We start from the raw sequence: 23442 nt of genomic DNA on the forward strand, positions 1-23442 counted from the left end.
GATGGCACCGCCTTCGTCCTCCTCCACCAAAGCCGAATTCCCCTGGTGGCTTGCCGTTGCCGCGGTGCTTGCATTGGCGGCGGCCTTGTTCATCGCGGCCAGCGATCTCTATGCCCAGGTCTTCGCCACGGTCGCCAAGGGCATCGGCATCACTGTCTTCGTCACCGTGATCGCTTTCGCGCTGGCATCGGTCATCGGTCTCGGCATTGCGCTGATGGGCCTGTCCGCTTCACCCTGGCTGCGCCAGATCGCCCGCTTCTATGTCGAGATCATTCGCGGCGTGCCGATCCTGGTGCTTTTGTTCTGGATCGCGTTTGCCGGCGCGCCGGCCTTTGTCGCGGCCTGGAATGTGCTGACCTCGCCGCTGCAAAGTGCCGGCTATTTCGGCGAGCTCCTGGTGCGCGACGTGTCGCTGTTGTGGCGAGCCATCATGGCGCTGACCATCGGCTACTCGGCCTTCATCTCCGAGGTCTTTCGCGCCGGCATCCAGGCGGTCGAGAAAGGCCAGATCGAGGCGGCCAAGGCGCTGGGCTTGAGCCGCGCGCAGCGCTTCCGGCTGATCGTGTTTCCGCAGGCGATCCGCACCATATTGCCGCCGCTCGGCAATGATTTCGTCGCGCTGGTCAAGGATTCCTCGCTGGTCTCGGTGCTCGGCGTCGCCGACATCACGCAGATGGGCAAGGTTTATGCCGCCGGCTCGTTCCGCTTCTTCGAGACCTATTCGATCGTAGCCTATATATATCTCATCCTCACCGTCGGCCTGTCGCTGGCGCTCAGGGCGCTGGAGCGGCGTCTGCGCCGCCAGCACGAGGAATAGTTTTTCGGCGAAGACAGCGTTACGATCCTGTCGACACAGAGGGAGGTCTCATGATCGTCGACAAGGCCAATGCGGCGCTGGATTCCGTCTATGGCGCCGACACGCCGGAAACGCTGGCGCAGGCTTACGCCGCCTGGGCCGCGACCTATGACAGCGAGACCGCCTCGCTCGGCTATCTCTTGCCGTTCCTGATCACGGCCTGGGTGGCGCGCTATGTTCCGGCCGGCGAAGGGCCGCTGCTCGACGCCGGCTGCGGCACCGGCCTGTCGGGGCCGTCGCTAAAGGCGTTGGGCTACGGCGACATTGCCGGGCTGGATCTCTCGGACGACATGCTCAAGATCGCCGGCAGCCGCAATGCCTATAGCGAGCTGAAGCAGGCGATGCTGGGCGGGCCGTTGCCCTGGCCCGACGGGTATTTCCGCGCCTTCTTCTCGACCGGCGTCTTCACCATCAGCCACGCGCCGGCGTCGGGCTTGCACGAACTGGTGCGCATCACCAAAAAGGGCGGCCACGCGATCTTCACCGTGCGCGACCAGGTGTTCGAGAGCGGCGGTTTTCAGGGCGTGTTCGATGAGCTCACGCAGGCGAAGAAATGGCGGCTGGTCGAGCAAAGCCCATGGTTCCGCTGCTACGCCATCGCAGAGCCGGATGCGCTGGTGAAGACTTTCGTGTTCGAGGTGCTGTGAGCCGGTAAGCTTGGCGCTGGTTCCTCGCCCCCGTGAAGCGGGGGAGAGGTGGCCCGGCGAAGCCGTGTCGGAGAGGGGGACGACCTACGCGAAGCCAGAACCCGGTGAAAGACGAAGCGCGAGACGGGCCAGGATCGAAGCTATCGGAAGGCAACAAATTCCAGACGCCGCGCAGGCCCCTCTCCGTCCCGGCTTCGCCGGGCCACCTCTCTCCACTTCGTGTGGCGAGGAACCCAAGTCCGGCCAAGCACGCCGCAATTGCCGAAAAGCCAAAACATTGGTATGAGCCACGCCATGGAAGAGCTTTTTGGCGATCCGGCTTACAAGGGGTTCGTGCTGCAGGACAGAAAACGCCTGCCGTCGCGCTTCTCCGCGCGCGTCAGCGGCGCTTTGACCAGCCGACTTAGCTAGGCCGACCTGTCCAGGTCGTTGCGCCGGACCAAGACCTGCCGGCATCTGCTCTTTCCCATTCTCATATCGACGGATTTACGCACATGAGCGCACCGCGCACCCTCTACGACAAGATTTTCGACGACCACGTCGTCGACCGCCAGGACGATGGCACCTGCCTGCTCTACATCGACCGCCATCTCGTCCATGAAGTGACCAGCCCGCAGGCCTTCGAAGGCCTGCGCATGAGCGGCCGAAAGGTCCGCCATCCGGAAAAGACGCTGGCCGTGGTCGATCACAATGTCTCGACCTCGCCCGAGCGCAAGTTCGGCATCAAGAACGAGGAAAGCCGCATCCAGGTCGAGGCGCTGGCCAAAAACGCCAAGGATTTCGGCGTCGAATATTATTCCGAGAACGATATCCGCCAGGGCATCGTCCACATTATCGGTCCCGAGCAGGGCTTTACCTTGCCCGGCATGACCATCGTCTGCGGTGACAGCCACACCTCGACGCATGGCGCGTTCGGCGCGCTGGCTCACGGTATCGGCACGTCGGAAGTCGAGCATGTGCTGGCAACGCAGACGCTGATCCAGCGCAAGGCCAAGAACATGCTGGTGCGCGTCGATGGCCAGTTGCCGGAAGGCGTCACCGCCAAGGACATCATCCTTGCCATCATCGGCGAGATCGGCACTGCCGGCGGCACCGGCTATGTCATCGAATATGCCGGCGAGGCGATCCGCGCGCTGTCGATGGAAGGCCGCATGACCATCTGCAACATGTCGATCGAGGGCGGCGCGCGCGCCGGCCTGATCGCCGCCGACGAGACCACCTTCGCCTATGTCAAGGACAAGCCGCGCGCCCCGAAGGGCGCTGCCTGGGATGCGGCACTCGCCTACTGGAAGACGCTGCAGTCCGACGAAGGCGCGCATTTCGACAAGGTCATCGTGCTCGACGCGGCGAAACTGCCGCCCATCGTCTCCTGGGGCTCCTCGCCCGAGGATGTCGTCTCCGTGCAAGGCATCGTGCCGAACCCGGACGATATCACCGACGAGAACAAGCGCACCTCCAAGCAGCGCGCGCTCGACTATATGGGCCTGACGCCGGGCACCAAGATCACCGACATCGCGCTCGACCGCGTCTTCATCGGCTCCTGCACCAATGGCCGCATCGAGGATCTGCGCGCCGCCGCCAAGGTGATCGAGGGCAAGACCGTCAATCCGCGCGTCAACGCCATGATCGTGCCGGGCTCCGGCCTGGTCAAGGAACAGGCGGAAGCCGAGGGTCTCGACAAGATCTTCCGCGCCGCCGGTTTCGACTGGCGCGAGCCGGGCTGCTCGATGTGCCTGGCCATGAACGACGACCGGCTGAAGCCGCATGAACGCTGCGCCTCGACCTCGAACCGCAATTTCGAGGGAAGGCAAGGCTTCAAGGGCCGCACCCATCTGGTGTCGCCGGCGATGGCGGCGGCAGCGGCGATCGCCGGCCACTTCGTCGACATCCGCGACTGGAAATAACGTCCCGTCTACACGGTTTATTGATTGCCAGACCCCGGATCGCATTGCGGTTCCGGGGTCTTTTTCATTCGCGCAGCCCACATATTCGCTTGCGCTTAACCGCTTGTTTGGGCTTGCGGCCTAGGGTCTTCCCCGACGTAAGTGAGGGGAAGTCACGGTCCTTTGGACACCGGCCTGTTCATCGCGCTGCTCAATCCGACGATCGCGCTGGCGCTCGGCTCGGCCTTCCTCGTGCTATGGGCCTATCAGCGCCACCGGCCCTATCTGGCCGTGCTGGCACTCAGCTACTGTCTTTCGGCATTCGGCTTTCTGTTCCAGTATTTCACCTTGCCCGTCGGCATGGTGCTGACCAAGCTGGTGTCCAACATCTGCTTCACCATCGCCGGCTGTTGCCTGTCGGGTGCCATCGTCGCCCGCTATGGCCGCAACGTGCCCTATGTCGGGATCGGCGTGCTGGCAGGTGGCGGGCTGGCCTCGTTCAGCTGGTTCCTGTTCATCGCGCCGGATCTCACCTGGCGTATCCTGGCGATGAACTTTGGCTTCGGCGGGCTCAGCCTTCTGGTCGGCGCCGAACTCAGGCCGGTGCGCAACAACGGCCCGACCGAGAAAATCCTGTTCGTGCTGTCGCTGCTGTCGGGCCTCAACTTCTTCGTGCGCACGCTTGTCGTCGTCATCGCGCACGGGCCGTTCACCAGCTATGACGGATTCTATGGCTCATCCTACTGGACGACGGCGCTGCTGTCGCACGCGCTCTTGTCGCTGCTGATCGCGCTTTGCCTGTTCAGCGCCGCGGCGCTCGACGTGATGAAGGCGCTGAAGGCCGAGACATATACCGATCCGCTGTCGGGCCTGCTCAACCGGCGCGGTTTCGAGGAGCGCGCCGAGTTCCTGTTGCAGCGTTGCGCCGCGGCGAAGTTTCCGGTGGCGCTGGTGCTGGCCGACCTCGATCATTTCAAGGCACTCAACGATGTGCACGGGCATGCGGCAGGCGATCGGGTGATCTCCGACTTCGCCGCCAAGCTGCGGGCGGCCACCGGCGCGCGCGGAGCCGCCGGGCGCATCGGCGGCGAGGAGTTCGCCGTGCTTCTACCGCTGAGCGATCTCGCCGCTGCGCGGCTGTTCGCCGAGGCGGTGCGCACGCTCTATTCGGCAGGCGGCGTCGATGGGCTTCCCCCCGGCACCAAGGTCACCGCCAGTTTCGGCGTGGCAGCCCGCAGCGGCGAGGAAGCGCTGCAGCCCTTGATGCGCCGCGCCGACGAGGCGCTTTACAAGGCCAAGAAGAACGGCCGCGACAGCGTACGCCTGTCCTATGAACGGCCCGAAACGCTGTTCGTGCCGGAACCGTCCAAGACCGCCTGACACCGGGCTTTCCAGCCCACGTTAACGTCTTTTTCGCCCGTCGATGTTTAGCTGCGGCACGGGGTACGAAAGAGATGAGCGGCGCGAACTTCATCCTGCTGATCAATCTGTCGGTTGCCGGCCTGCTGGCGGCATCCTTCATGGCGGTCGCGTTCCACGATGTCGGCCGCATCCCGGCGCGCTGGTTTGCCTTTGGCTATGTCCTGGGCATGGCCTATTCGGCCATCGAATTCAGCATTCCCGCCTTTACCGATGCCAGAATCCCGGTGGTCACCGCCTTCGCGGTCTTCCTTGGCGCCACCATGGCCTTCAATGCCGGGCTGGCCCGCAAATACGGTATCGCGCCGCCATGGCCGCCGATGCTGTTCTTCCTGGTCGCCGCCACCATCGCCGTCTATTTCGTCCAGGATCTGCCGCGCCAGTCGCTGGCCCGCATGATGGCCTACCAGCTTCCCTATGCCGTCATGCAATTCGTCGGATTGGCCATCGTCTGGTCGTCCAGGCAAAGGCGTGGCCGGCTCGAACGCATCCTGATGGCGGTGCTTGCCGCCAGCGGTGTGCAGTTTGCCTCAAAGCCGTTCATCGCCCACGCGCTCGGTGGCTGGGGCGCCAATCCGCAGGCCTATCTGCAAAGCAACTACGCGCTGGTATCGCAATCGCTCGGCACCGTCTTTGCCATGGCCCTGGCGCTGCTGATGCTGGCCATCCTGGTTCGTGAGGTGTTGGCCGATGTGACGTCGAAGTCGGAGACCGATACGCTTTCGGGACTGCTCAATCGCGGTGCCTTCACGCGCCAGGCCGAGCAAGCCGTGCTTGGCGCCATGCGGCAAGGCGTCCCGGTCACGCTGGTCATCGCCGATCTCGATCATTTCAAGAGCATCAACGACAATTTCGGCCATGCCTCTGGCGACCGCGTGATCGAGACCTTTGCCGGTTTCCTGCGCGGGGCGGCCGCCAGGCACCATGTCGCGGGTCGTATCGGCGGCGAGGAATTCGCCATCATCCTGCCGGGGGCCAACCTTGCCGCCGCCCGGCTGTTCGCCGAGGGCACACGCAGCGCGTTCGGCGCGCTGCCCATCGACGGTCTGCCGCCGGACAATCGCTGCACCGCGAGTTTCGGCATCGCCGAACTTCATCCCAGTGAGACCATTGCCGATCTCATGCGGCGCGCGGATGAGGCGCTTTATCTGGCGAAGAATGCCGGGCGCGACTGCGTACGCGCTTCAGCCGGGCTGGGAGGCGAGTGGCCGTCCAACGCAATCGTCGTCAACTCCAGATCAGGATGACCTTGGTTGAATCGTCATCCTGATCCATCTCTTCGCCGTTTCCGTGAAACGGCGAACTGTTCTAGCGGCAGGGGCTGAGTTCCGGCATTTCGCCGTCGGAAAGCCCGTACATGTAGCTGCGGCCTTTGACGAACACCGGCGGCCGGTAGCAATCGCTGTAGCCCGAAATCTCGTCGGATTCGTTCTGGTAGATCACCTTGGGCTGGCCGGCACTGGTGTAGTCGGACAGCTGCTTGGCCAGCTTGCCCTCGCCGACGATGATGCGCTTGTAGCCGGCGGCGCTGTCGATGACGAGATTGCCGAAGGAATCGGCGTAGACGCGATCCTGGTGGCGTCCATCGGCCAGCGTGGGCGTCGCCAGGCCGGCGACCGAGACCGCCACAATGAGCGCAGCACGGCGCAATCTGCTCGAGTTTGAACGCATGGCGTTTTCCTTGTTTGAGGCAAGCCTCCTCGAATCAGAAATTAACCCTTTCTTAACCTTTGTTAAGAGGCCGGCACGCTGCGCGGCGATGTCTCGGTAAACATGGTTAATTTCCGACTGGAGGGAAAACCCGATGGCCATCATTCGGCCATGCTTGGCGGCACCATCGCGGCCGGCATCGAATGGATCCAAAGGTGGCGTTGGGGCAACCTTGATCTTGGCGCAGCATCGTGGCTAGTCTGCCGCGCGGGGGGACAGCATATGGCGTTACGTCGGACGGTTTGGGTGTCCGTTTTCCCGTTGCTGGCCATCGTTGCTGCCTGTGTGCCGCAGGATGGCGCGCCGAAGGCGGCCAGTACCGTCTCGCCTGTGCCGGCGCAGCAGCCCATCGCGGCCGCCGCGCCGCCGGCATCCGCGCCTCCAGCACCGGCAACCAAGATCACCACCGATCTCACCGCGCCGCGATCCGGCATAGGCACGGCCACCTACAGATGCGGCAATAACGGCATGATCACCATCCAAAATCTTGGCACGGCGTTGCGTGTGGTCGGGCCCGACGGCGCGACCGAGGAGTTCGCGGCGTCGCCCGCCAACCAGTCCAGCCGCTACCAGGAGGCCGCCACGCATGACGCAATCGTGATCGACGGGCGTGAGGCGCTGGTGATGAAGAGAGGCTCGACGCCGCAGACCTGCAAGCGATAGTGCGAATCGCAACACAGCCGTGCTCCGGACCAGACATGCTGCACTGCAGCGATATAGAGTCGGCTGCAGGCCATCAGCCCCTAATCGATTGAAGCCCGAGCCTGCCTTTTTGTCAGACTAAATGACTTTTCCAAAACGATTTTCTGGCTTTGACGCGGTGCAAAAAGAGCATTAGAAACCGGCTGTCCGAAGTCGCAACCGGAAGCGGCAATGCCGCATTCCCAGCTGAGGCTCCAGAGACGCCGAACCTGGGGGAGCCATGAGCAAATCACCAGCCACCCGCGAATTCGCCAGACGTGAACGGCCGCTCTCGCCGCATCTGACGATCTACCGGCCGCCGATCACCATGACGATGTCGATCATCCATCGCATCACCGGCGGGGCGCTTTATTTCGGCACGCTGCTGGTCGCGGTCTGGCTGATGGCGGCGGCGAGCTCGCAACCGGTTTTCGACTGGGTCAACTGGGCCTTCGGCAGCTGGCTCGGCCGGCTCATCCTGTTCGGTTACACCTGGGCGCTGATGCACCACATGCTGGGCGGTGTGCGCCACCTGGTCTGGGATACCGGCGCCGGCCTCGAAAAGCACACCGCCTCGAAGATCGCCTGGGCGACGCTGGCCGGCTCGGTCCTGCTCACCCTGCTGATCTGGATCGCCGGCTACATGGCGCGGGGAGCCTGATCATGAGCGGCAAAAACAACACCGACATGCGCACGCCGCTGGCGAAAGTCCGCGGCCTCGGCTCCGCCCGCGAAGGCACCGGGCATTTCTGGCGCCAGCGCCTCACGGCCATCGCCAACATCCCGCTGACCTTGTTCTTCGTCGGGTTCCTGATAGCGCTCAACGGCGCCGGTTATGCGGAAGTACGGGCGGCGCTCGCCAATCCGTTCGTGGCTCTGGTGCTGGCCCTGGTGCTGGTCTCCGGGCTCATCCATATGCGGCTCGGCATGCAGGTGATCATCGAGGATTACGTGCATGGCGAGGGCATGAAGCTGGCGCTGATCGCGCTCAATACGTTTTTCACCATAGCGGTCGGCGTCGCCTCGATCTTCGCCCTGCTCAAGCTGGCATTCGGAGGCTGAGTTGGCCAAGGACGCGAAATCAGCCAACAAAGCAGGCTATAGCTTTGTCGACCACAAATTCGACGTGGTGGTCGTCGGCGCCGGTGGTGCCGGCCTCCGCGCCACGCTCGGCATGGCCGAGCAGGGCCTGCGCACCGCCTGCATCACCAAGGTGTTCCCGACGCGCTCGCACACCGTTGCCGCGCAAGGCGGCATCGCCGCTTCGCTGTCCAATATGGGCCCGGATTCCTGGCAGTGGCACATGTACGACACCGTCAAGGGCTCGGATTGGCTCGGCGATGTCGACGCCATGGAATATCTGGTGCGTGAAGCCCCGGCCGCCGTCTACGAGCTCGAGCATTACGGCGTGCCGTTCTCGCGCACCGAAGAGGGCAAGATCTACCAGCGGCCGTTCGGCGGCCACATGATGAATTACGGCGAAGGTCCGCCGGTGCAGCGCACCTGTGCCGCCGCCGACCGCACCGGCCACGCCATCCTGCACACGCTCTACGGCCAGTCGCTGAAGAACAACGCGCAGTTCTTCATCGAGTATTTCGCGCTCGACCTGATCATGGAGCCGGACGGCACCTGCACCGGCGTCGTTGCCTGGAATCTCGATAACGGCACCATCCACCGCTTCTCGGCCAAGATGGTGGTGCTGGCGACCGGCGGCTACGGCCGTGCCTATTTCTCGGCGACCTCCGCGCACACCTGCACCGGCGACGGCGGCGGCATGGCGGCCAGGGCCGGCTTCCCGCTGCAGGACATGGAATTCGTGCAGTTCCACCCGACCGGCATCTATGGCGCCGGCTGCCTGATCACCGAAGGCGCGCGCGGCGAGGGCGGCTATCTCGTCAACTCCGAGGGCGAGCGCTTCATGGAACGCTACGCGCCGTCGGCCAAGGATTTGGCCTCGCGCGACGTCGTCTCGCGCTGCATGACGCTGGAGATCCGCGAGGGGCGCGGCGTCGGCAAGAAGAAGGACCACATCTTCCTGCATCTCGACCATCTCGATCCGGCCGTGCTGCATGAGCGGCTGCCCGGCATTTCGGAATCGGCCAAGATCTTCGCCGGCGTCGACCTGACCAAGGAGCCGATCCCGGTGCTGCCGACGGTGCACTACAATATGGGCGGCGTGCCGACCAATTACTGGGGCGAGGTGCTCAACCCGACGACGCGGAGCCCGGACAAGGTGTCGCCCGGCCTGATGGCGGTCGGCGAGGCCGGCTGCGCCTCGGTGCACGGCGCCAACCGGCTCGGCTCGAACTCGCTGATCGATCTGGTGGTGTTCGGCCGCGCGGCCGCGATCCGCGCCGGCCAGGTGATTGACCGCAAGTCGGCCATCCCTTCGCCCAACGAAGCCTCGGTCGACAAGATCATGGACCGCTTCGACGGTCTGCGCCACGCCAATGGTTCGACGCCGACAGCGGTGTTGCGCGAGAAGATGCAGAAGGCGATGCAGGAAGACGCTGCCGTGTTCCGCACGCAGGAATCGCTGGAAAAAGGCTGCAAACGCATTTCGGAAATCTGGGGCGAGCTCAAGGACATCAAGGTTTCGGACCGCTCGATGATCTGGAACTCCGACCTGGTCGAGACGCTGGAGCTGGAAAATTTGATGGCCAACGCCATCACCACCGTCTACAGCGCCGAGGCCCGCAAGGAGAGCCGCGGCGCGCATGCGCGCGAAGATTTTGCATCGCGCGATGATGCCACCTGGCGCAAGCATACGCTGGCGCGGCTTAGCGAAGACGGCAAGGTGACGCTCAGCTACCGGCCGGTGCATACCGAGCCGCTGCTGGCCGAAAAGGACGGCGGCATCAGCCTCGCCAAGATCGCGCCCAAGGCCAGGGTGTACTGAGATGAAATACCTGGTGGCCGCGATGCTTTCGATTGTCGCAAGTGGCTGCACGACGACGGCAGCTACGTCGGCGGATACGGTCTACATCTATGATAACGCTGACAAAATCTCAAAGTCGGTGAACGACATTCCGGTTTGGAAGGATGCGTCCAGTGCGCAGTCGTCAAACAGGTTCTGGTTCAAGAAAGGCAACGGGCCCGTCAACTGCGTGGTGGGAGATGGCCATTTGCCAGCCCGTGCCGCGAAAAAGCAGACAATCGGCAAAGCCGTGGAAGTGCGCGTATACGGCAGTTGTACGGGATTCGTGAATTCCCGCTACGTTCACGTGGAGGAATAGGGTGGCGCTGGCAAGCTCGGGATATTCCGGCAAGCCCCTTCCGGCCAAGCTCGGCCTGAAGGACGGCATGACTGCCGCCTTCATTGCGCTGCCGGCGGAACTCGACGAATTGGTTGACGCCGTCGATTTTGCAGAGGTCGACCGGCTTGCCGAATGGTCCGACATTTCGGGCAGCCATCAGAGATACGACGCTGTCCATGCCTTCACCCGGCATCGCGCCGAGATCGAGGATCGCCTCGGCGATGTCGAGGCGGCGATCAAGCGCGACGGCATGGTCTGGGTGTCCTGGCCGAAAAAGGCATCGAAAGTGCCGACCGACGTCACCGAAGGCGTCGTCCGCACCGAAGCGCTGAAGCGCGACCTTGTCGACGTCAAGGTCGCCGCCGTCAATGAAATCTGGTCCGGGCTGAAGCTCGTCATCCGAAAGGACCTGAGGTAATGGTCGAACTGACGCTCCCCAAGAATTCGAAGATCCAGCAAGGCAAGACCTGGCCGAAACCGGAAGGTGCCACCAATCTGCGGGAATACCGCATCTACCGCTGGTCGCCGGACGATGACGAGAACCCGCGCATCGACACCTATTTCGTCGACATGGACGATTGCGGGCCGATGGTGCTCGACGCGCTGCTGTGGATCAAGAACAAGATCGACCCGACGCTGACCTTGCGCCGCTCCTGCCGCGAAGGCATTTGCGGCTCCTGCGCGATGAACATCGACGGCTCCAACACGCTGGCCTGCACCAAGGGCTGCGACGACATTTCCGGCGCCGTGAAAGTCTATCCGCTGCCGCATATGCAGGTGGTCAAGGACCTGGTGCCCGACCTCACCAATTTCTATGCCCAGCATGCCTCGATCGAGCCGTGGCTGAAGACGGTGTCGCCGCAGCCGGCCAAGGAATGGCTGCAGAGCCATGAGGACCGCGAGAAGCTCGACGGGCTCTACGAGTGCATATTGTGCGCCTGCTGCTCGACCTCGTGCCCGAGCTACTGGTGGAACGGCGACCGCTATCTCGGCCCGGCGACGCTCTTGCAGGCCTATCGCTGGCTGATCGACAGCCGCGACGAGGCCAAGGGCGAGCGGCTCGACAATCTCGAAGACCCGTTCCGGCTCTATCGCTGCCACACCATCATGAACTGCGCGCAGACCTGTCCCAAGGGCCTCAACCCGGCCAAGGCGATCGCGGAGATCAAGAAGATGATGGTGGAGCGCCGGGTCTAACCGCGATCGCTTTTCCTTTTTGCGCGCCTTCGGCGACGCGGCTGCGGAGATCAAGAAGATGATGGTGGAGCGCCGAGTCTGACGCCGAAACTACCCGCTGACTTTTCGCCGGACGCCGTCGCGGCCCTCCGCGCGCGCCTCGATCTGGTGCGAAGCCAGGGTGTAAAAATCCAGTTCGCCATCGAAAGCGGCAGTCGCGCCTGGGGCTTTCCGTCTCCGGACAGCGACTATGACTGCCGCTTTGTCTATATCAGGCGCGTGTCGGATCACCTCGTCCTGCAACAGCCGCGCGACGTCATCGAGTTTCCGATCGAAGGCGAGATCGATGCCGGGGGCTGGGATCTGCGCAAGGCCTTGCTCCTGGCGCTCGGCGGCAATGCGGTCATCGTCGAATGGGCAAAGTCACCCATCGTCTATGAGGAAGTCCCGGGATTTCGCGCACGCCTTCTCGACCTGCTGGCCGAGATCGTCGATCCGGCGAAGGTATCGCAGCACTATCTCGGTCTGGCGCGCTCGCATGTCGCCAAGATCGGCAGTTTTTCCGGCGAGGTGAAGCTGAAGAAGCTGTTCTATTTGATCCGGCCGTTGGTGGCCCTGGATTGGATGGAACAGCGCGGCTTTGCCGACCTGCCGCCGATGAACCTTGGCGAATGCCTCGACCAGACGGACGTGCCGGTGCCGGCAGCAGGGGAAATCCGCGCCCTGATCGAGCGGAAGAGCCAGACGCGGGAGATGGGGTCTGGTCTCATCCCCGCCGCCATCGCGCGCTATCTCGAAGCCCGCTATGGTCACCACGCAATGAACCTTGCCGCCACGGTCAGGGATGATGCCCGCCAGGCGCGCAAACATGCCCTTGCAACCGCGTTTTATCGTCAGGAGGCTGAACAACTTTCATGAGCGAAGACCTTCCCGTCCTTAATCCCGTCGAAGCCCGCGTGCTTGGCTGCCTGATCGAGAAGAAGGAGCTGACGCCTGATGTCTATCCGCTGACGCTCAACAGTGCACTTGCCGCCGCCAACCAGAAGACGGCGCGGGACCCGGTGATGGCGCTGGAACAGACGGAGGTGCACCGGGCGCTGAAGCTGCTCGAGCACAAGGGGCTGGTGCGGCAGATGTTCGGCTCGCGCGTCGAGCGCTACGAGCATCAGATGGCGCAGCGCTTCTCGCTGACCACGCCGCAGACCGCCGTGCTCGGCCTGCTCCTGCTGCGCGGGCCGCAGACGGCGCATGAGCTTTTGGCGCGAGCCGAGCGCATGGCGCGGTTTTCGTCGATCGAAGACCTGCGTGCTGAACTCGACATGCTGATCGGCCGCCGGCCGCCGCTGATCCAGGAAATCCCGCGCGGGCCAGGTCAGCGCGAGGACCGCTACGTGCATCTCCTCGCCGGACCGGTGGACGTTGCAGCCCTGTCGGCGCAGCGCAGTGCGCCGGCCATGCCTCATTCCGAGCTGGAGGCGAGAGTGGAGGCGCTGGAGCAGGAAGTCGCCGCTATGCGCGCTCGGCTCGACGCGTTGGGGGCTTAGGCCGCCAGCTCCGTCATGAAAACGCCGGCCCGAAGGCCGGCGTTGTCGCTTCAGGTCACCCTGCTCAGCCGAGCCTGGCGTCGAGCGACACCTTGATCGCACCAAGCGCCTTGGAGACCGGGCATTCGGCCTTGGCCTTCTCGGCCAGTTCCTTGAATTTCGCCGCATCGATGCCGGGCACCTTGCCGACCAGCGTGATCGCGCTGCCGGTGATGCCGGTGCCTGGAACCAGCGTCACCACGGCTTTGGCGTCGAGCTCGGCCGCGGGTGTGCCGTTCTCGGCCAGGAAGTGCGACAGCTGCATGGCGTAGCAGCCGGCATGGGCGGCCGCGATCAGCTCTTCCGGATTGGTGCCGGATTTGCCGCTTTCATCCTCGAAGCGCGCCTTGAACGAATAGGGCGTGCCCTTGAGCGTCCCGCTCTGGCTGTCAAGCGTGCCCTTGCCTTCTTTCAGATTGCCTTTCCAGACGGCGGTTGCAGTGCGGTCCATGAAGTCCTCCTTGGCCTCGATTGCGCCGGCCCGGCGCCAGCGTTCCTCTCAACTATAGCGCGGGCGCGAGGGAAGGCCATCGCGTCATCGCAGCGGAAATGGCGACATCGGCGTCAGCGGCGAAATTTTTTCCAAAAAAAGCGCATGCAAAAATGTCGGGTTCCATCCGGCCCGGCCGTCCTGCGGGCGGCCATGGGATTGTGGCCGGTTGGAGGTTCACATGGACAATCTGTTTTTCGCACTGTGGAAGAGGCCGGGCGATAGAGCCGGGCGACAGGAAGACTTCTGGATGGATCCGCCGGCGCCCGTCTTCGGCCGGTTGCTGGCGGCTGTTGCCATCATCGGGGTCGCGGCATGCCTTCTCGACCATGCAGCGGCGGTCGAAGGCAAGGGCGACACGCTCGTCGCCGCATCCTATGGTTCGTCACAGCAAGGGAGCTGGAAATGAAATATATGTGCCTGGTCTATGGTGAGGAAAAAGACCTTTACGCGCTCACCGCCGAGCGAGGGGCCAAGCTCGACGCCGATTCGCTGGCCTATGACAGGGCGTTGGATCAACAAGGCAAGCTGATCGTCGCCGAGGCGCTGCAGTCGGTGAAGACAGCCAAGACCGTGCGCCGGCGCCAGGGCAAGCGGCTGATCATCGATGGCCCCTTTGCCGAAACCAAGGAGCAGTTGCTGGGGTTCGTCATGGTCGAGGCAGACAGTCTCGAGGAAGCGCTGGACATCGCCGCCGGCATTCCGCTGGCCGAGATCGGCACGATCGAAGTGCGGGCGATCTACGACATACCGGGGTCATAGGCGGAGGCTGGCTTGGCGGCGTGGACCGGCTTGTTTGATCGCCTAAGCTTCACCAGCCGCAAATTGAATTTTCTTGGCCAGGGTCAACTCTCGCGTGTTGAAGCAAGGCGACAGTTCTCTTATCGTCCGTCGGATTCTTGGGGGATTTCGACATGCCTTTCCTGATTGCGATCCTTGGCGCGCTCGGAGCGGCGGCGTTCTGGTGGTACCGGATGAAGGCCATGAACGACGCCGCGCGCGAGGTCGCCGACGTCGTCGGGCGCGTGCAAGGCAACATCAGGCGCAAGAAGCTGCGCAAGCAGGCGGCCCTGTCGCCGCTGACGGCGATCGACGATCCGGTGGTCGCCGCGGCGACGCTGATCACATCGATCGTCTCCGAAAATGGACCCATCCTGCCGCAGCGCGAGGCCGTCATCCGCGCTGTCATTTCCGAGATCGCCGACAAGAAGAAGACCGACGAGGCGGTGATCTACGCCAAATGGGCGGCGTCACAGATCGACGACACCACCGTCGTCATCGACAAGCTGGCACCGTTCCTGCGTGAGCGTCTGGATGTCGCCGAGCGGAACGACCTGCTGCAGATGGTCAACCGCGCGGCCCAGGGCGGCGAGAAGCGCCTTGAGATCGCCGATCAGCGCATGCTGCGGCTGCGGCAGAAGCTGGGTTTCGAGGTGAATTGAGATCGCCGGCCTCGGCGATTGGCGCGAAACACCCTTTGCCTCGTCATCCTCGGGTCTTCGCCGCGTCGCTGCGCTCCTTGCTCCGCCAGTGGATGACGAAGTTGGGCGCGTGGCGAGACGGTCAGATCGCCTCGCCCTTCAACAGTCTCGGCGTTCCGGCGGAAAGCCCCGATGCCTGCCGGATGAAAAACGCCTTCAAGCGGGGCATGCGCTCGACCAGGCCAAGGCCGATGTCGCGGACGGTGCGCAGCGGGGTGATGTCGTTGGAAAACAGCCGGTTCAGCACATCCGTGGTGACGCCCATCTGCACCGTGTCGAAGCGGCGCCATTGCTGATAGCGTTCGAGCACGTCGAGCGCGCCGATGTCCTGGCCGAGCCGGTCGGCCTCGACGATCACCTCGGCAAGTGCCGCCACATCCTTGAAGCCGAGGTTGAGGCCCTGTCCGGCGATCGGGTGGATGCCGTGCGCGGCGTCGCCGGCAAGGGCCACGCGCGGCGCGACGAAGGCGCGCGCGATGGTCAGGCCGAGCGGCCAGGCGCGCGGCTTGTCGGCAACGCGGATCTCGCCGAGCTTCAGGCCGAAACGCTGTTCGAGTTCATGCTCGAAGACGAGATCGTCGCCTTCCACCAGCGTTTTGGCATCTTCCGCGCGTTCGACCCAGACGATCGACGAACGATTGGTGCCGTCCTCGTCGGGTTTCAGCGGCAGCGTGGCGAAGGGGCCGGCGGGCAAAAAATGCTCTTCGGCGCGGCCATTGTGCGGGCGTTCATGCGCAACCGTGCAGACGATCCCGGACTGGCCGTATTCCCATTTCACCGTCTTGATGCCTGCCATGTCGCGCAGCTTCGAGTTGACGCCATCGGCGGCGACCAGCAACCGCGCCGTCAGCGCCGCCCCGTCGGCCAGATGCACCGTGATGCCAGCGCCATTGGTCTCGAAACCCTGCACCGCGACGCCTTCGATGATGTCGATGCCGAGCTTTTCGGCCCTGGCCCGCAAGGCGCCGTTCAGCGACTTGTTGGCGACCATATGCGCGAAGGGCTCGCCCGGCGCCACTTCGCCACCGAAGGTCAGGAACACCGGGCGTACCGGATCGGCGCTGCGCGAATCGGTGATGATCATCTCGGTGATCGCCTGTGCCTGCGGCGCGATTTCGGCCCAGACGCCGAGCTGGTCGAGCATGCGGCAGGCGGCCGCGGCAATGGCCGAGGCGCGGCCGTCGCGTTGCCAGGCGCCGGCGGGCGCGGCATCGACCAGCGCCACGGCCAAATGGGGCCGCGCCTGCTTCAGCGAGACGGCAGTGGCCAGCCCGACATAGCCGGCGCCGGCGACGAGAACATCGAGCCCGGATCTGGTCTTGGCGTCCGCCTTGCGTTCCATTGTCTTGGCTCCTTGCGCGCCGGCCGCGGCTGGCGCCCTTGACGGCTCGTTCTTCCTGTCGGAAACCGCCATAGCAATTTTGCGGCGAGGTCACAAAACATGACGGCGGCGATCGACGAGCTTCTGCGCATTCTCGACCTCGAGAGGCTGGAACACAATCTGTATCGTGGTCGCAGCCCCCAGGTGGAGTGGCAGCGCGTGTTCGGCGGCCAGACCATCGCCCAAGCGCTGGTGGCGGCGCAGCGGACGGTGGAGCCGGACCGCTTCGTGCATTCGCTGCACGGCTATTTCATGCGGCCGGGCGACATCAGGGTGCCGATCGTCTACGAGGTCGACCGCATCCGCGACGGCGGCTCCTTCACCACCCGCCGCGTGCTGGCGATCCAGCATGGACAGGCGATCTTTTCGCTGGAAGCCTCGTTCCAGGTCGACGAGAAAGGGCTGGAACACCAGTTCGCGCTGCCCGACGATGTGCCGCCGCCGGAAGGGCTGCAGACGCAGCGGCAGCTGCTCGAAAGGGCCGAACGTGTGCCGGAGGCGGTGCGCCGCTTTTGGGCGCGCGAGCGGCCGCTGGAGCTCAGGCCGGTCAATCTCCAGCACTATGAAAGCCGCGACAAGCTGCCGCCCCGGCAGAACGTCTGGATCCGCCTTGCCGGGCCAGTTCCCGACGATCGCGCGCTGCAATCGGTGCTGCTCGCCTATCTCTCCGACATGACGCTGCTCGACACCTCGACCTTCGCGCATGGGCGCGGCCTGTTCGATCCCGACATCCAGGCGGCGAGCCTCGACCATTCGATGTGGTTCCACCGGCCGCATTCGCTCGACGGCTGGCTGCTCTATGCGCAGGACAGCCCGTCGAGTTCGGGATCGCGCGGCTTCAGCCGCGGCACGCTCTACGCGCGCGACGGCACGCTGATCGCCTCGATGGCGCAGGAAGGGTTGATCCGGCTCAAGCGTTGAGCACTCCGAGTCTTGTTTGAGCAGGAAACCGGGCCCGACTTTTCGGGACCATACCCAAAGCCGGCAAATTAGGCATTTTCGAAAAATTGCATAATTTTTAAGCATGTGGCGTGCCGCAGGCACCGGCACCGGCTGGCTTCGGCCGCCCCATTCCCTTTGTTTACAACAGGTTAACACGCTGCTTCGGCACTTGGCACGGAGCTTGAATCCTTGGGGGCACTCTCCGGCTCTTTGGGATCGGTGAAGTCGTGCAAACGCGGGGGACCGCAACAGCAAAGGGTGAAACCTTATGAAAATCGTGATGGCAATCATCAAGCCGTTCAAGCTGGACGAGGTACGCGAAGCGCTCACCGCCGTCGGCATCCAGGGCCTGACCGTCACCGAAGTCAAAGGCTACGGGCGTCAGAAGGGGCATACGGAAATCTATCGCGGAGCGGAATACGCGGTCAGTTTCCTGCCGAAGATCAAGATCGAGGTCGCGGTCAGTGCCGACACGGTCGACAAGGCCGTCGAAGCCATCACCGCCGCGGCCAAGACCGGCCAGATCGGCGACGGCAAGATCTTCGTTTTCGGCATCGACCAGGCGGTGCGCATCCGCACCGGCGAAACAGACACCGACGCGCTCTAAGCGGCGAACACGTATTCCAATGGAGAGTTCAATGAATATTTCTTCCACCTTGAAGACGACGGGACGGGCGGCCCTTCTGGGCTCGCTTGCTCTCGCAGCGTTGGGCAGCGTCGCCGCCTTCGCGCAGCAAGCCGCTCCGGCCGCTGCCGCCGCGGCGCCGGCTGCCGCTCCCACCCCGGTGCTCGACACCGGCAACACCGCCTGGATGCTGACCTCGACGGCGCTGGTGCTGATGATGACCATCCCGGGCCTGGCGCTGTTCTACGGCGGCATGGTGCGCAAGAAGAACGTGCTCGCCACCATCATGCAGAGCTTTGCCATCACCTGCCTGGTGACGGTGCTGTGGTTCATGTTCGGCTATTCGCTCGCCTTCACCACCAATGACTCCGCCAGCCTGAACAACTATATCGGCGGCTTCTCGAGGTTCTTCCATCACGGCATCACGGTCTCGACGCTGTGGCTGCCGGGGGTCTCGAACATCCCTGAATTCGTCTTCTCGATGTTCCAGATGACCTTCGCCATCATCACGCCTGCCCTCATCGCCGGCGCCTTCGCCGAACGCATGAAGTTCTCGGCGCTGCTGCTGTTCATGGCGTTGTGGCTGCTGGTCGTCTATTGCCCGATCGCGCATTGGGTCTGGGGCGGCGGCTTCCTTGGCGCGGCTGGCGTGCTCGACTTCGCCGGCGGCACGGTCGTCCACATCAACGCCGGTGTCGCGGGCCTGGTCTGCGCGCTGGTCCTGGGCAAGCGCGAAGGCTACGGCACCACCAACATGGCGCCGCACAACCTGGTCTATTCGGTGATCGGCGCTTCGCTGCTGTGGGTCGGCTGGTTCGGCTTCAACGCCGGTTCGGAACTGGCGGCTGATGGTCTTGCCGGCGCCGCCATGCTCAACACCCAGGTCGCCACCGCCGCTGCGGCTCTGGCCTGGATGTTTGCCGAATGGATCGTCGCCAAGAAGCCGTCCGTGCTTGGCATCATCTCCGGTGCCGTCGCCGGTCTCGTCGCGGTGACGCCGGCTTCCGGCTTCGTCAACCCGACCGGCGCGTTCATCGTCGGCATTCTCGCCGGCGTTATCTGCTACATCTCGGCGGTCAAGGTGAAGCATATGTTCGGCTATGACGACTCGCTCGACGCCTTCGGCGTTCATGGTATCGGCGGTATCGTTGGCGCACTGCTCACCGGCGCGCTCGCCGATCCGGCGATCAATGCGCTCGGCAAGGACGCTTCGGTCGGCAAGCAGCTCTATGGTATCGCCTTCACCATCCTGTGGACGGCGGTTGCCACCTTCGTGATCCTGTACATCGTCAAGGCGCTGGTCGGCCTGCGTCCGACGACCCAGGAAGAGGTCGAAGGCCTCGATATCTCCCAGCATGGCGAAGTGGTGCCGTAAGGCCAGCCTCGCCAACGGGGCCGGCGGAACCCTCCTCCCGCCGGCCCCATGATTCCCTCACGCAATTCCAGGAAACCCGCATTCGGCTTTCCCTGGAACTGCTCCAAAGATCCCGTCGTGACGTTCTCGAAAGAGGCTCACGCATTGAGGCCCGGAGCGATCCGGGCCTCTTTTTTGGCAAATTCGTCCCGATTGAGATCAATCTTGCGCAGTCACGTTCGCGTGAGGACGCTGTTCGAGGAAACATCGACCGGCCTGGCTCCGAACTGTGGATGCGATCGTCGTTCTGACGCTCGTGTGTAAAAACACAGGGAAGGAACTTCTCATGAACCTCAAGAACATCTGCCTCGGGGCACTTGCTCTTTCCATGGTCAACGGCGTTGCATTTGCCGGTGCACTCGATGAGCCGGACAATATGGCGCCGTTCTTTACCGATTCCAGCATGAAAACCATGAAGCCGATGGAAGAATTCAAGATGGTCTTCATGGCCATGCCGAAGGAGAAGCAGGACGCCATGATGAAGGAATGCAACGACGCGGCGATGAGCAAGCCTCATGCCGAGTTCTGCGCCAATGTGCACGCCCTCGGCGGTAGCAAGTAACACGCTGCCTGGCGGACTGTGTGCAAAGCCGCGCTTCCAGGAAAGGTGTGAGACGGGGTCGGCGGCAGGTCTATCCGCCGATCCCGTCGTCCATCATGGTGTTTGTCAGCGCCTCATAGGCGTTGCTGCAGGTCTGCGAATGGGGACAATTCCGGACAATCAACGCCGGCGCCACCGTCAGGATGGCCGCGATCAGAATTTGCAGGCCTAGACCCAGCACCCCAAATCCCTTGCCGAAGAGAGTTCTATACAGAAAATACAGGCCCTGTATCAGACAGGCTGCGGCAAGCAGGTGCAGGAGAGGGCCGGTCGCCCGCGCGAAGGGCGTGATGTAACCATCAGGAAAGCCCACCATGCCGAGGTCGACGAACCAATGCAGGGCGAGCAGGAGACTAAGCCCTGCCCAGGCGAGAGCCGCCACGCGAAGGAAGACAGATTGCATGCCTCTATCCACCTTGGTGGTCGCACGGCGACGTTGCACGCCCTGCCCGCTTCCGCTTCAACCTGAAGTGACCGGGTTTGATGATCTCAACCTCTTATAGTTAATGCGCCCTTAACCTTCCCACCGATAGTCTGGCATCCGAATCTGCCGGAGTGCCTCATGTGCTGCGGCCAGGCAAATCACTGACGGGGAAGAGCATGCGTTCAGGGGCTTCAGCACCGCTCGCGCTGACCGATACGGGGCACGGCATCCAGGCTTTCGCGCGGCGCCAGGTCGGCCGGCTGGTCGGCGCTGGTCTGTTCCTGGCTGTGGCCTTCGGGGTCGCCAGCCTCGCCACCTGGAACGTTGCCGATCCAAGCTTCTCGCACGCCACCAGCAACACCGTCACCAACGCCATGGGCTATGCGGGTGCCGTGTTCTCCGACCTTGCCATGCAGTTCTTCGGCCTCGCCGCGGTTGCCGCGCTGGTTCCGGCTGTGATCTGGGGGTATCTTTTGTTTTCGGCGCGCGGCGTCGACAGGCTGCCTAAGCGCGGACTGTTCTGGTTCGGTTTCGCGCTGCTCGCCGCGGCGATCGCCGGCTGCATCGTTCCGCCCAAGACCTGGCCGCTGCCCACCGGCCTTGGCGGCGTCTTCGGCGACATGGTGCTCAAGATTCCCGGTGTGCTCATCGGTGGCTATCCGACCGGGCTGATCGCCAGCGTGCTCGCCGTGCTGCTGGCCGCGCCGACGCTGTGGCTTTTCGCCTATGGCTCGGCGCTGATCGGGCGCAAGAATGGCTTCGCCGTGATGGAAGAGCCGGCGGCCGCGGACCCGCGCGAGGACGATCTTCTGTTCGACAATGACGAGGATGAGGGCGACGAGGGCATATTGGCGCTCGGTGCCATCACCCATTGGTGGCTGTCGCTGCGCGCGTGGATGCATCGCCGTGCGGTGCGCCGCAGGCAGGAGCGCGACGAGTACGAGCCGGAGATGGAGCCGCGCTCCACCGCTTGGCGGCGCGCCGCCGAACGGGTCGAATCGGCCGAATTCGCCGAACAGCGGATGAGTCCGGGTGGCCGCGCCCGCGTCGAACCGGAATTCTTCGCCGCCATGGTCAATGACCGCAGCGTTTCCGTCGATCCGGACGATGACGATATCTTCGACCGCGACGATGAGGACATGGATTTTGACGCGGAGCCCGTCAGCCAGCGCCGTGGGGCCCCCACGGCCAAGGTGCAGCAGTTCCGCTCCGATGCCGCAACCCGGGTCGAGGCGCCGGCGCCTCGCCCGGCTCCCGGCGCCCGCGTCCAGCGCGAGGCGCAGACCTCGCTGATCGGCTCGGACAAGTTCGAGATGCCGTCGCTGCATTTCCTGTCCGAACCGAAGAACGTCGCGCGGGACCCAAGTCTCTCCAAGGACGCGCTGGAACAGAATGCGCGCCTGCTCGAGGGCGTGCTGGAGGATTTTGGCGTCAAGGGCGAGATCATCGCCGTACGTCCCGGTCCGGTGGTCACTCTCTATGAGCTGGAACCCGCGCCCGGTATCAAATCGTCGCGCGTCATCGGCCTTTCGGACGACATCGCCCGCTCGATGAGCGCGATCGCCTGCCGCGTTGCCGTCGTGCCGGGGCGCAACGCCATCGGCATCGAACTGCCGAACGCCAAGCGCGAAACGGTATATTTGCGCGAGATCATGGCCAGCCGCGACTTCGAGACAACCAAGGCCAAGCTGGCACTGGCGCTGGGCAAGACCATCAATGGCGAGGCCGTCATCGTCGACATCGCCAAGATGCCACACGTGCTGGTCGCCGGCACCACCGGCTCGGGCAAGTCGGTCGCCATCAACACCATGATCCTGTCGCTGCTCTACCGGCTGACGCCGCAGGAATGCCGGCTGATCATGATCGACCCGAAGATGCTGGAACTCTCCGTCTATGACGGTATCCCGCATCTGCTCACGCCCGTCGTCACCGATCCGAAGAAGGCCGTGGTGGCACTGAAATGGACCGTGCGGGAGATGGAGGACCGTTACCGCAAGATGTCCAAGGTCGGCGTGCGCAACATCGACGGTTTCAACGCCCGCGTTCAGCTGGCCGAGAAAAAAGGCGAGAAGATTTCGCGCACCGTGCAGACCGGCTTCGACCGCCAGACTGGCGAGGCGATCTACGAGACCGAGGATCTCGATCTCGAGCCGATGCCCTATATCGTCGTCATCATCGACGAAATGGCCGACCTGATGATGGTTGCCGGCAAGGACATCGAGGGCGCTGTGCAGCGCCTGGCGCAGATGGCGCGCGCTGCCGGCATCCACGTCATCATGGCGACGCAGCGTCCGTCGGTCGACGTCATCACCGGCACCATCAAGGCCAATTTCCCGACCCGCATCTCCTTCCAGGTCACCTCCAAGATCGACAGCCGCACCATTCTGGGCGAGCAGGGCGCCGAGCAGCTGCTCGGCATGGGTGACATGCTCTATATGGCCGGCGGCGGCCGCATCCAGCGCGTGCACGGCCCCTTCGTTTCCGACGACGAGGTCGAGAAGATCGTCGGGCACCTGAAGCTACAGGGCGTGCCCGAATATCTCGACGCCATAACCGAGGACGACGACGAGGACGATGACGAACCGTCCGGCAAGGGTGGCGGTTCCGGTGGCGGCGGCGGTGGCAATTTCGAGGATTCCGACGATCCTTACGACCAGGCGGTGGCGGTGGTGCTGCGCGACGGCAAGGCGTCCACCAGCTACATCCAGCGCCGTCTCGGCATCGGCTACAACCGCGCCGCCTCGATCATCGAGAAGATGGAAAAGGAAGGCATTGTCGGCCCGGCCAACCATGCAGGAAAACGCGAAATCCTGGTGCCGACCGAAGACGACAAATTCTGATGGGGAGCCGGCCGCAACTTTGAACCGTGCGG

The 23442-nt window shown here is 63.8% G+C and carries 26 protein-coding genes; 22 read left to right on the plus strand and 4 right to left on the minus strand.

What is annotated here, in order from left to right; translation table 11 throughout:
• Nucleotide 1: 1 nt before the first annotated feature.
• The 5 genes from CKW40_RS26155 to CKW40_RS26180 all read left to right on the plus strand — a co-directional run bounded on the left by CKW40_RS26155 (nt 2) and on the right by CKW40_RS26180 (nt 6052).
• On the plus strand, nt 2-817 hold the full coding sequence (locus CKW40_RS26155; RefSeq protein ID WP_095202712.1) for an amino acid ABC transporter permease: 816 nt from the start codon (nt 2-4) through the stop codon (nt 815-817).
• 50 nt (nt 818-867) lie between these two features.
• Nucleotides 868-1503, plus strand: coding sequence for a class I SAM-dependent DNA methyltransferase (locus tag CKW40_RS26160; protein ID WP_095202713.1), 636 nt, complete (start codon nt 868-870; stop codon nt 1501-1503).
• Nucleotides 1504-1997: 494 nt separating this feature from the next.
• Entirely contained in the window at nt 1998-3407 is a 1410-nt protein-coding gene (leuC, locus tag CKW40_RS26170) for a 3-isopropylmalate dehydratase large subunit (protein WP_095202714.1), read from the plus strand.
• Nucleotides 3408-3569: 162 nt separating this feature from the next.
• A complete protein-coding gene (locus CKW40_RS26175; protein ID WP_095202715.1) occupies nt 3570-4766 on the plus strand; it encodes a GGDEF domain-containing protein in 1197 nt (398 codons plus the stop codon).
• 74 nt (nt 4767-4840) lie between these two features.
• Nucleotides 4841-6052, plus strand: coding sequence for a GGDEF domain-containing protein (locus CKW40_RS26180; RefSeq protein ID WP_095202716.1), 1212 nt, complete (start codon nt 4841-4843; stop codon nt 6050-6052).
• Between the two features lie 61 nt (nt 6053-6113).
• Here CKW40_RS26180 and CKW40_RS26185 read toward each other — a convergent pair whose 3' ends face one another.
• Nucleotides 6114-6476, minus strand: coding sequence for a hypothetical protein (locus CKW40_RS26185; protein ID WP_095202717.1), 363 nt, complete (start codon nt 6474-6476; stop codon nt 6114-6116).
• Nucleotides 6477-6737: 261 nt separating this feature from the next.
• On the opposite strand from CKW40_RS26185, the gene CKW40_RS26190 reads away from it, so the two are divergent.
• The 9 genes from CKW40_RS26190 to CKW40_RS26230 all read left to right on the plus strand — a co-directional run bounded on the left by CKW40_RS26190 (nt 6738) and on the right by CKW40_RS26230 (nt 13173).
• Nucleotides 6738-7178, plus strand: coding sequence for a hypothetical protein (locus CKW40_RS26190; protein WP_095202807.1), 441 nt, complete (start codon nt 6738-6740; stop codon nt 7176-7178).
• 259 nt (nt 7179-7437) lie between these two features.
• A complete protein-coding gene (gene sdhC / locus CKW40_RS26195) occupies nt 7438-7857 on the plus strand; it encodes a succinate dehydrogenase, cytochrome b556 subunit (protein WP_095202718.1) in 420 nt (139 codons plus the stop codon).
• 2 nt (nt 7858-7859) lie between these two features.
• A complete protein-coding gene (gene sdhD / locus CKW40_RS26200) occupies nt 7860-8258 on the plus strand; it encodes a succinate dehydrogenase, hydrophobic membrane anchor protein (protein WP_095202719.1) in 399 nt (132 codons plus the stop codon).
• A gap of 1 nt (nt 8259) precedes the next feature.
• Complete coding sequence (gene sdhA / locus CKW40_RS26205) at nt 8260-10095, plus strand: succinate dehydrogenase flavoprotein subunit (RefSeq protein WP_095202720.1); 1836 nt, start codon at nt 8260-8262, stop codon at nt 10093-10095.
• A gap of 1 nt (nt 10096) precedes the next feature.
• Nucleotides 10097-10432 carry a hypothetical protein gene (locus CKW40_RS26210; RefSeq protein ID WP_095202721.1) on the plus strand — a complete coding sequence of 112 codons (336 nt, stop codon included), beginning with the start codon at nt 10097-10099 and terminating at the stop codon, nt 10430-10432.
• A gap of 1 nt (nt 10433) precedes the next feature.
• Entirely contained in the window at nt 10434-10871 is a 438-nt protein-coding gene (locus CKW40_RS26215) for a DUF3052 family protein (protein ID WP_095202722.1), read from the plus strand.
• Entirely contained in the window at nt 10871-11650 is a 780-nt protein-coding gene (locus CKW40_RS26220; RefSeq protein WP_010912301.1) for a succinate dehydrogenase iron-sulfur subunit, read from the plus strand. The genes CKW40_RS26215 and CKW40_RS26220 overlap by 1 nt, the downstream gene beginning before the upstream one ends.
• A 147-nt stretch (nt 11651-11797) precedes the next feature.
• Nucleotides 11798-12547: a nucleotidyltransferase domain-containing protein gene (locus tag CKW40_RS26225; protein ID WP_095202723.1), complete on the plus strand. Its 750-nt coding sequence runs from the start codon at nt 11798-11800 to the stop codon at nt 12545-12547.
• Nucleotides 12544-13173, plus strand: coding sequence for a YceH family protein (locus CKW40_RS26230; protein ID WP_095202724.1), 630 nt, complete (start codon nt 12544-12546; stop codon nt 13171-13173). Before CKW40_RS26225 ends, CKW40_RS26230 begins: the two co-directional genes overlap by 4 nt.
• Before the next feature lie 64 nt (nt 13174-13237).
• On the opposite strand, the gene CKW40_RS26235 is transcribed toward CKW40_RS26230, so the two are convergent.
• Nucleotides 13238-13663 (minus strand): OsmC family protein, encoded by a 426-nt coding sequence (locus CKW40_RS26235; RefSeq protein WP_010912297.1) that lies wholly within the window; start codon nt 13661-13663, stop codon nt 13238-13240.
• Between the two features lie 220 nt (nt 13664-13883).
• Between CKW40_RS26235 and CKW40_RS26240 the strand changes: the two genes are divergently transcribed.
• From CKW40_RS26240 to CKW40_RS26250, 3 genes are all read left to right on the plus strand, one after another.
• The gene (locus tag CKW40_RS26240) at nt 13884-14111 is read left to right on the plus strand and encodes a hypothetical protein (protein ID WP_095202725.1); all 228 of its coding nucleotides are present in this window, start codon (nt 13884-13886) and stop codon (nt 14109-14111) included.
• The gene (locus CKW40_RS26245; protein ID WP_095202726.1) at nt 14108-14464 is read left to right on the plus strand and encodes a YciI family protein; all 357 of its coding nucleotides are present in this window, start codon (nt 14108-14110) and stop codon (nt 14462-14464) included. Before CKW40_RS26240 ends, CKW40_RS26245 begins: the two co-directional genes overlap by 4 nt.
• Nucleotides 14465-14616: 152 nt before the next feature.
• On the plus strand, nt 14617-15144 hold the full coding sequence (locus CKW40_RS26250) for a hypothetical protein (RefSeq protein WP_095202727.1): 528 nt from the start codon (nt 14617-14619) through the stop codon (nt 15142-15144).
• Between the two features lie 121 nt (nt 15145-15265).
• Here CKW40_RS26250 and CKW40_RS26255 read toward each other — a convergent pair whose 3' ends face one another.
• Entirely contained in the window at nt 15266-16525 is a 1260-nt protein-coding gene (locus CKW40_RS26255) for a ubiquinone biosynthesis hydroxylase (protein WP_095202808.1), read from the minus strand.
• Between the two features lie 99 nt (nt 16526-16624).
• On the opposite strand from CKW40_RS26255, the gene tesB reads away from it, so the two are divergent.
• The 4 genes from tesB (at nt 16625) to CKW40_RS26275 (ending at nt 20107) form a co-directional block, all read left to right on the plus strand.
• Entirely contained in the window at nt 16625-17485 is an 861-nt protein-coding gene (gene tesB, locus CKW40_RS26260; RefSeq protein WP_095202728.1) for an acyl-CoA thioesterase II, read from the plus strand.
• Nucleotides 17486-17774: 289 nt separating this feature from the next.
• Entirely contained in the window at nt 17775-18113 is a 339-nt protein-coding gene (locus tag CKW40_RS26265) for a P-II family nitrogen regulator (RefSeq protein ID WP_010912291.1), read from the plus strand.
• Nucleotides 18114-18144: 31 nt separating this feature from the next.
• Nucleotides 18145-19506 carry an ammonium transporter gene (locus tag CKW40_RS26270; protein ID WP_095202729.1) on the plus strand — a complete coding sequence of 454 codons (1362 nt, stop codon included), beginning with the start codon at nt 18145-18147 and terminating at the stop codon, nt 19504-19506.
• A 325-nt stretch (nt 19507-19831) separates the two neighbouring features.
• Nucleotides 19832-20107 carry a hypothetical protein gene (locus CKW40_RS26275; RefSeq protein WP_095202730.1) on the plus strand — a complete coding sequence of 92 codons (276 nt, stop codon included), beginning with the start codon at nt 19832-19834 and terminating at the stop codon, nt 20105-20107.
• A gap of 70 nt (nt 20108-20177) precedes the next feature.
• Here the strand turns inward: CKW40_RS26275 and CKW40_RS26280 are convergent, their stop codons facing one another.
• Entirely contained in the window at nt 20178-20549 is a 372-nt protein-coding gene (locus tag CKW40_RS26280) for a hypothetical protein (protein ID WP_095202731.1), read from the minus strand.
• Between the two features lie 197 nt (nt 20550-20746).
• On the opposite strand from CKW40_RS26280, the gene CKW40_RS26285 reads away from it, so the two are divergent.
• Nucleotides 20747-23410, plus strand: coding sequence for a DNA translocase FtsK (locus tag CKW40_RS26285; protein ID WP_095202732.1), 2664 nt, complete (start codon nt 20747-20749; stop codon nt 23408-23410).
• Nucleotides 23411-23442 lie beyond the last annotated feature (32 nt).

Source organism: Mesorhizobium carmichaelinearum (genome assembly GCF_900199455.1).
Classification (GTDB): Bacteria; Pseudomonadota; Alphaproteobacteria; order Rhizobiales; family Rhizobiaceae; genus Mesorhizobium; species Mesorhizobium carmichaelinearum.

Bases quoted from the DNA above. Each gene is read 5' to 3' on its own strand.
- sdhC (WP_095202718.1), top strand. From the start codon at position 7,438: ATGAGCAAATCACCAGCCACCCGCGAATTCGCCAGACGTGAACGGCCG.
- CKW40_RS26240 (WP_095202725.1), top strand. From the start codon at position 13,884: ATGGACAATCTGTTTTTCGCACTGTGGAAGAGGCCGGGCGATAGAGCC.
- CKW40_RS26270 (WP_095202729.1), top strand. From the start codon at position 18,145: ATGAATATTTCTTCCACCTTGAAGACGACGGGACGGGCGGCCCTTCTG.
- CKW40_RS26265 (WP_010912291.1), top strand. From the start codon at position 17,775: ATGAAAATCGTGATGGCAATCATCAAGCCGTTCAAGCTGGACGAGGTA.
- CKW40_RS26235 (WP_010912297.1), bottom strand. From the start codon at position 13,663: ATGGACCGCACTGCAACCGCCGTCTGGAAAGGCAATCTGAAAGAAGGC.
- CKW40_RS26220 (WP_010912301.1), top strand. From the start codon at position 10,871: ATGGTCGAACTGACGCTCCCCAAGAATTCGAAGATCCAGCAAGGCAAG.
- CKW40_RS26190 (WP_095202807.1), top strand. From the start codon at position 6,738: ATGGCGTTACGTCGGACGGTTTGGGTGTCCGTTTTCCCGTTGCTGGCC.
- tesB (WP_095202728.1), top strand. From the start codon at position 16,625: ATGACGGCGGCGATCGACGAGCTTCTGCGCATTCTCGACCTCGAGAGG.
- CKW40_RS26275 (WP_095202730.1), top strand. From the start codon at position 19,832: ATGAACCTCAAGAACATCTGCCTCGGGGCACTTGCTCTTTCCATGGTC.
- leuC (WP_095202714.1), top strand. From the start codon at position 1,998: ATGAGCGCACCGCGCACCCTCTACGACAAGATTTTCGACGACCACGTC.
- CKW40_RS26280 (WP_095202731.1), bottom strand. From the start codon at position 20,549: ATGCAATCTGTCTTCCTTCGCGTGGCGGCTCTCGCCTGGGCAGGGCTT.
- CKW40_RS26155 (WP_095202712.1), top strand. From the start codon at position 2: ATGGCACCGCCTTCGTCCTCCTCCACCAAAGCCGAATTCCCCTGGTGG.
- CKW40_RS26255 (WP_095202808.1), bottom strand. From the start codon at position 16,525: ATGGAACGCAAGGCGGACGCCAAGACCAGATCCGGGCTCGATGTTCTC.
- CKW40_RS26210 (WP_095202721.1), top strand. From the start codon at position 10,097: ATGAAATACCTGGTGGCCGCGATGCTTTCGATTGTCGCAAGTGGCTGC.
- CKW40_RS26185 (WP_095202717.1), bottom strand. From the start codon at position 6,476: ATGCGTTCAAACTCGAGCAGATTGCGCCGTGCTGCGCTCATTGTGGCG.
- CKW40_RS26285 (WP_095202732.1), top strand. From the start codon at position 20,747: ATGCGTTCAGGGGCTTCAGCACCGCTCGCGCTGACCGATACGGGGCAC.
- sdhD (WP_095202719.1), top strand. From the start codon at position 7,860: ATGAGCGGCAAAAACAACACCGACATGCGCACGCCGCTGGCGAAAGTC.
- CKW40_RS26250 (WP_095202727.1), top strand. From the start codon at position 14,617: ATGCCTTTCCTGATTGCGATCCTTGGCGCGCTCGGAGCGGCGGCGTTC.
- CKW40_RS26180 (WP_095202716.1), top strand. From the start codon at position 4,841: ATGAGCGGCGCGAACTTCATCCTGCTGATCAATCTGTCGGTTGCCGGC.
- CKW40_RS26230 (WP_095202724.1), top strand. From the start codon at position 12,544: ATGAGCGAAGACCTTCCCGTCCTTAATCCCGTCGAAGCCCGCGTGCTT.
- CKW40_RS26160 (WP_095202713.1), top strand. From the start codon at position 868: ATGATCGTCGACAAGGCCAATGCGGCGCTGGATTCCGTCTATGGCGCC.
- CKW40_RS26245 (WP_095202726.1), top strand. From the start codon at position 14,108: ATGAAATATATGTGCCTGGTCTATGGTGAGGAAAAAGACCTTTACGCG.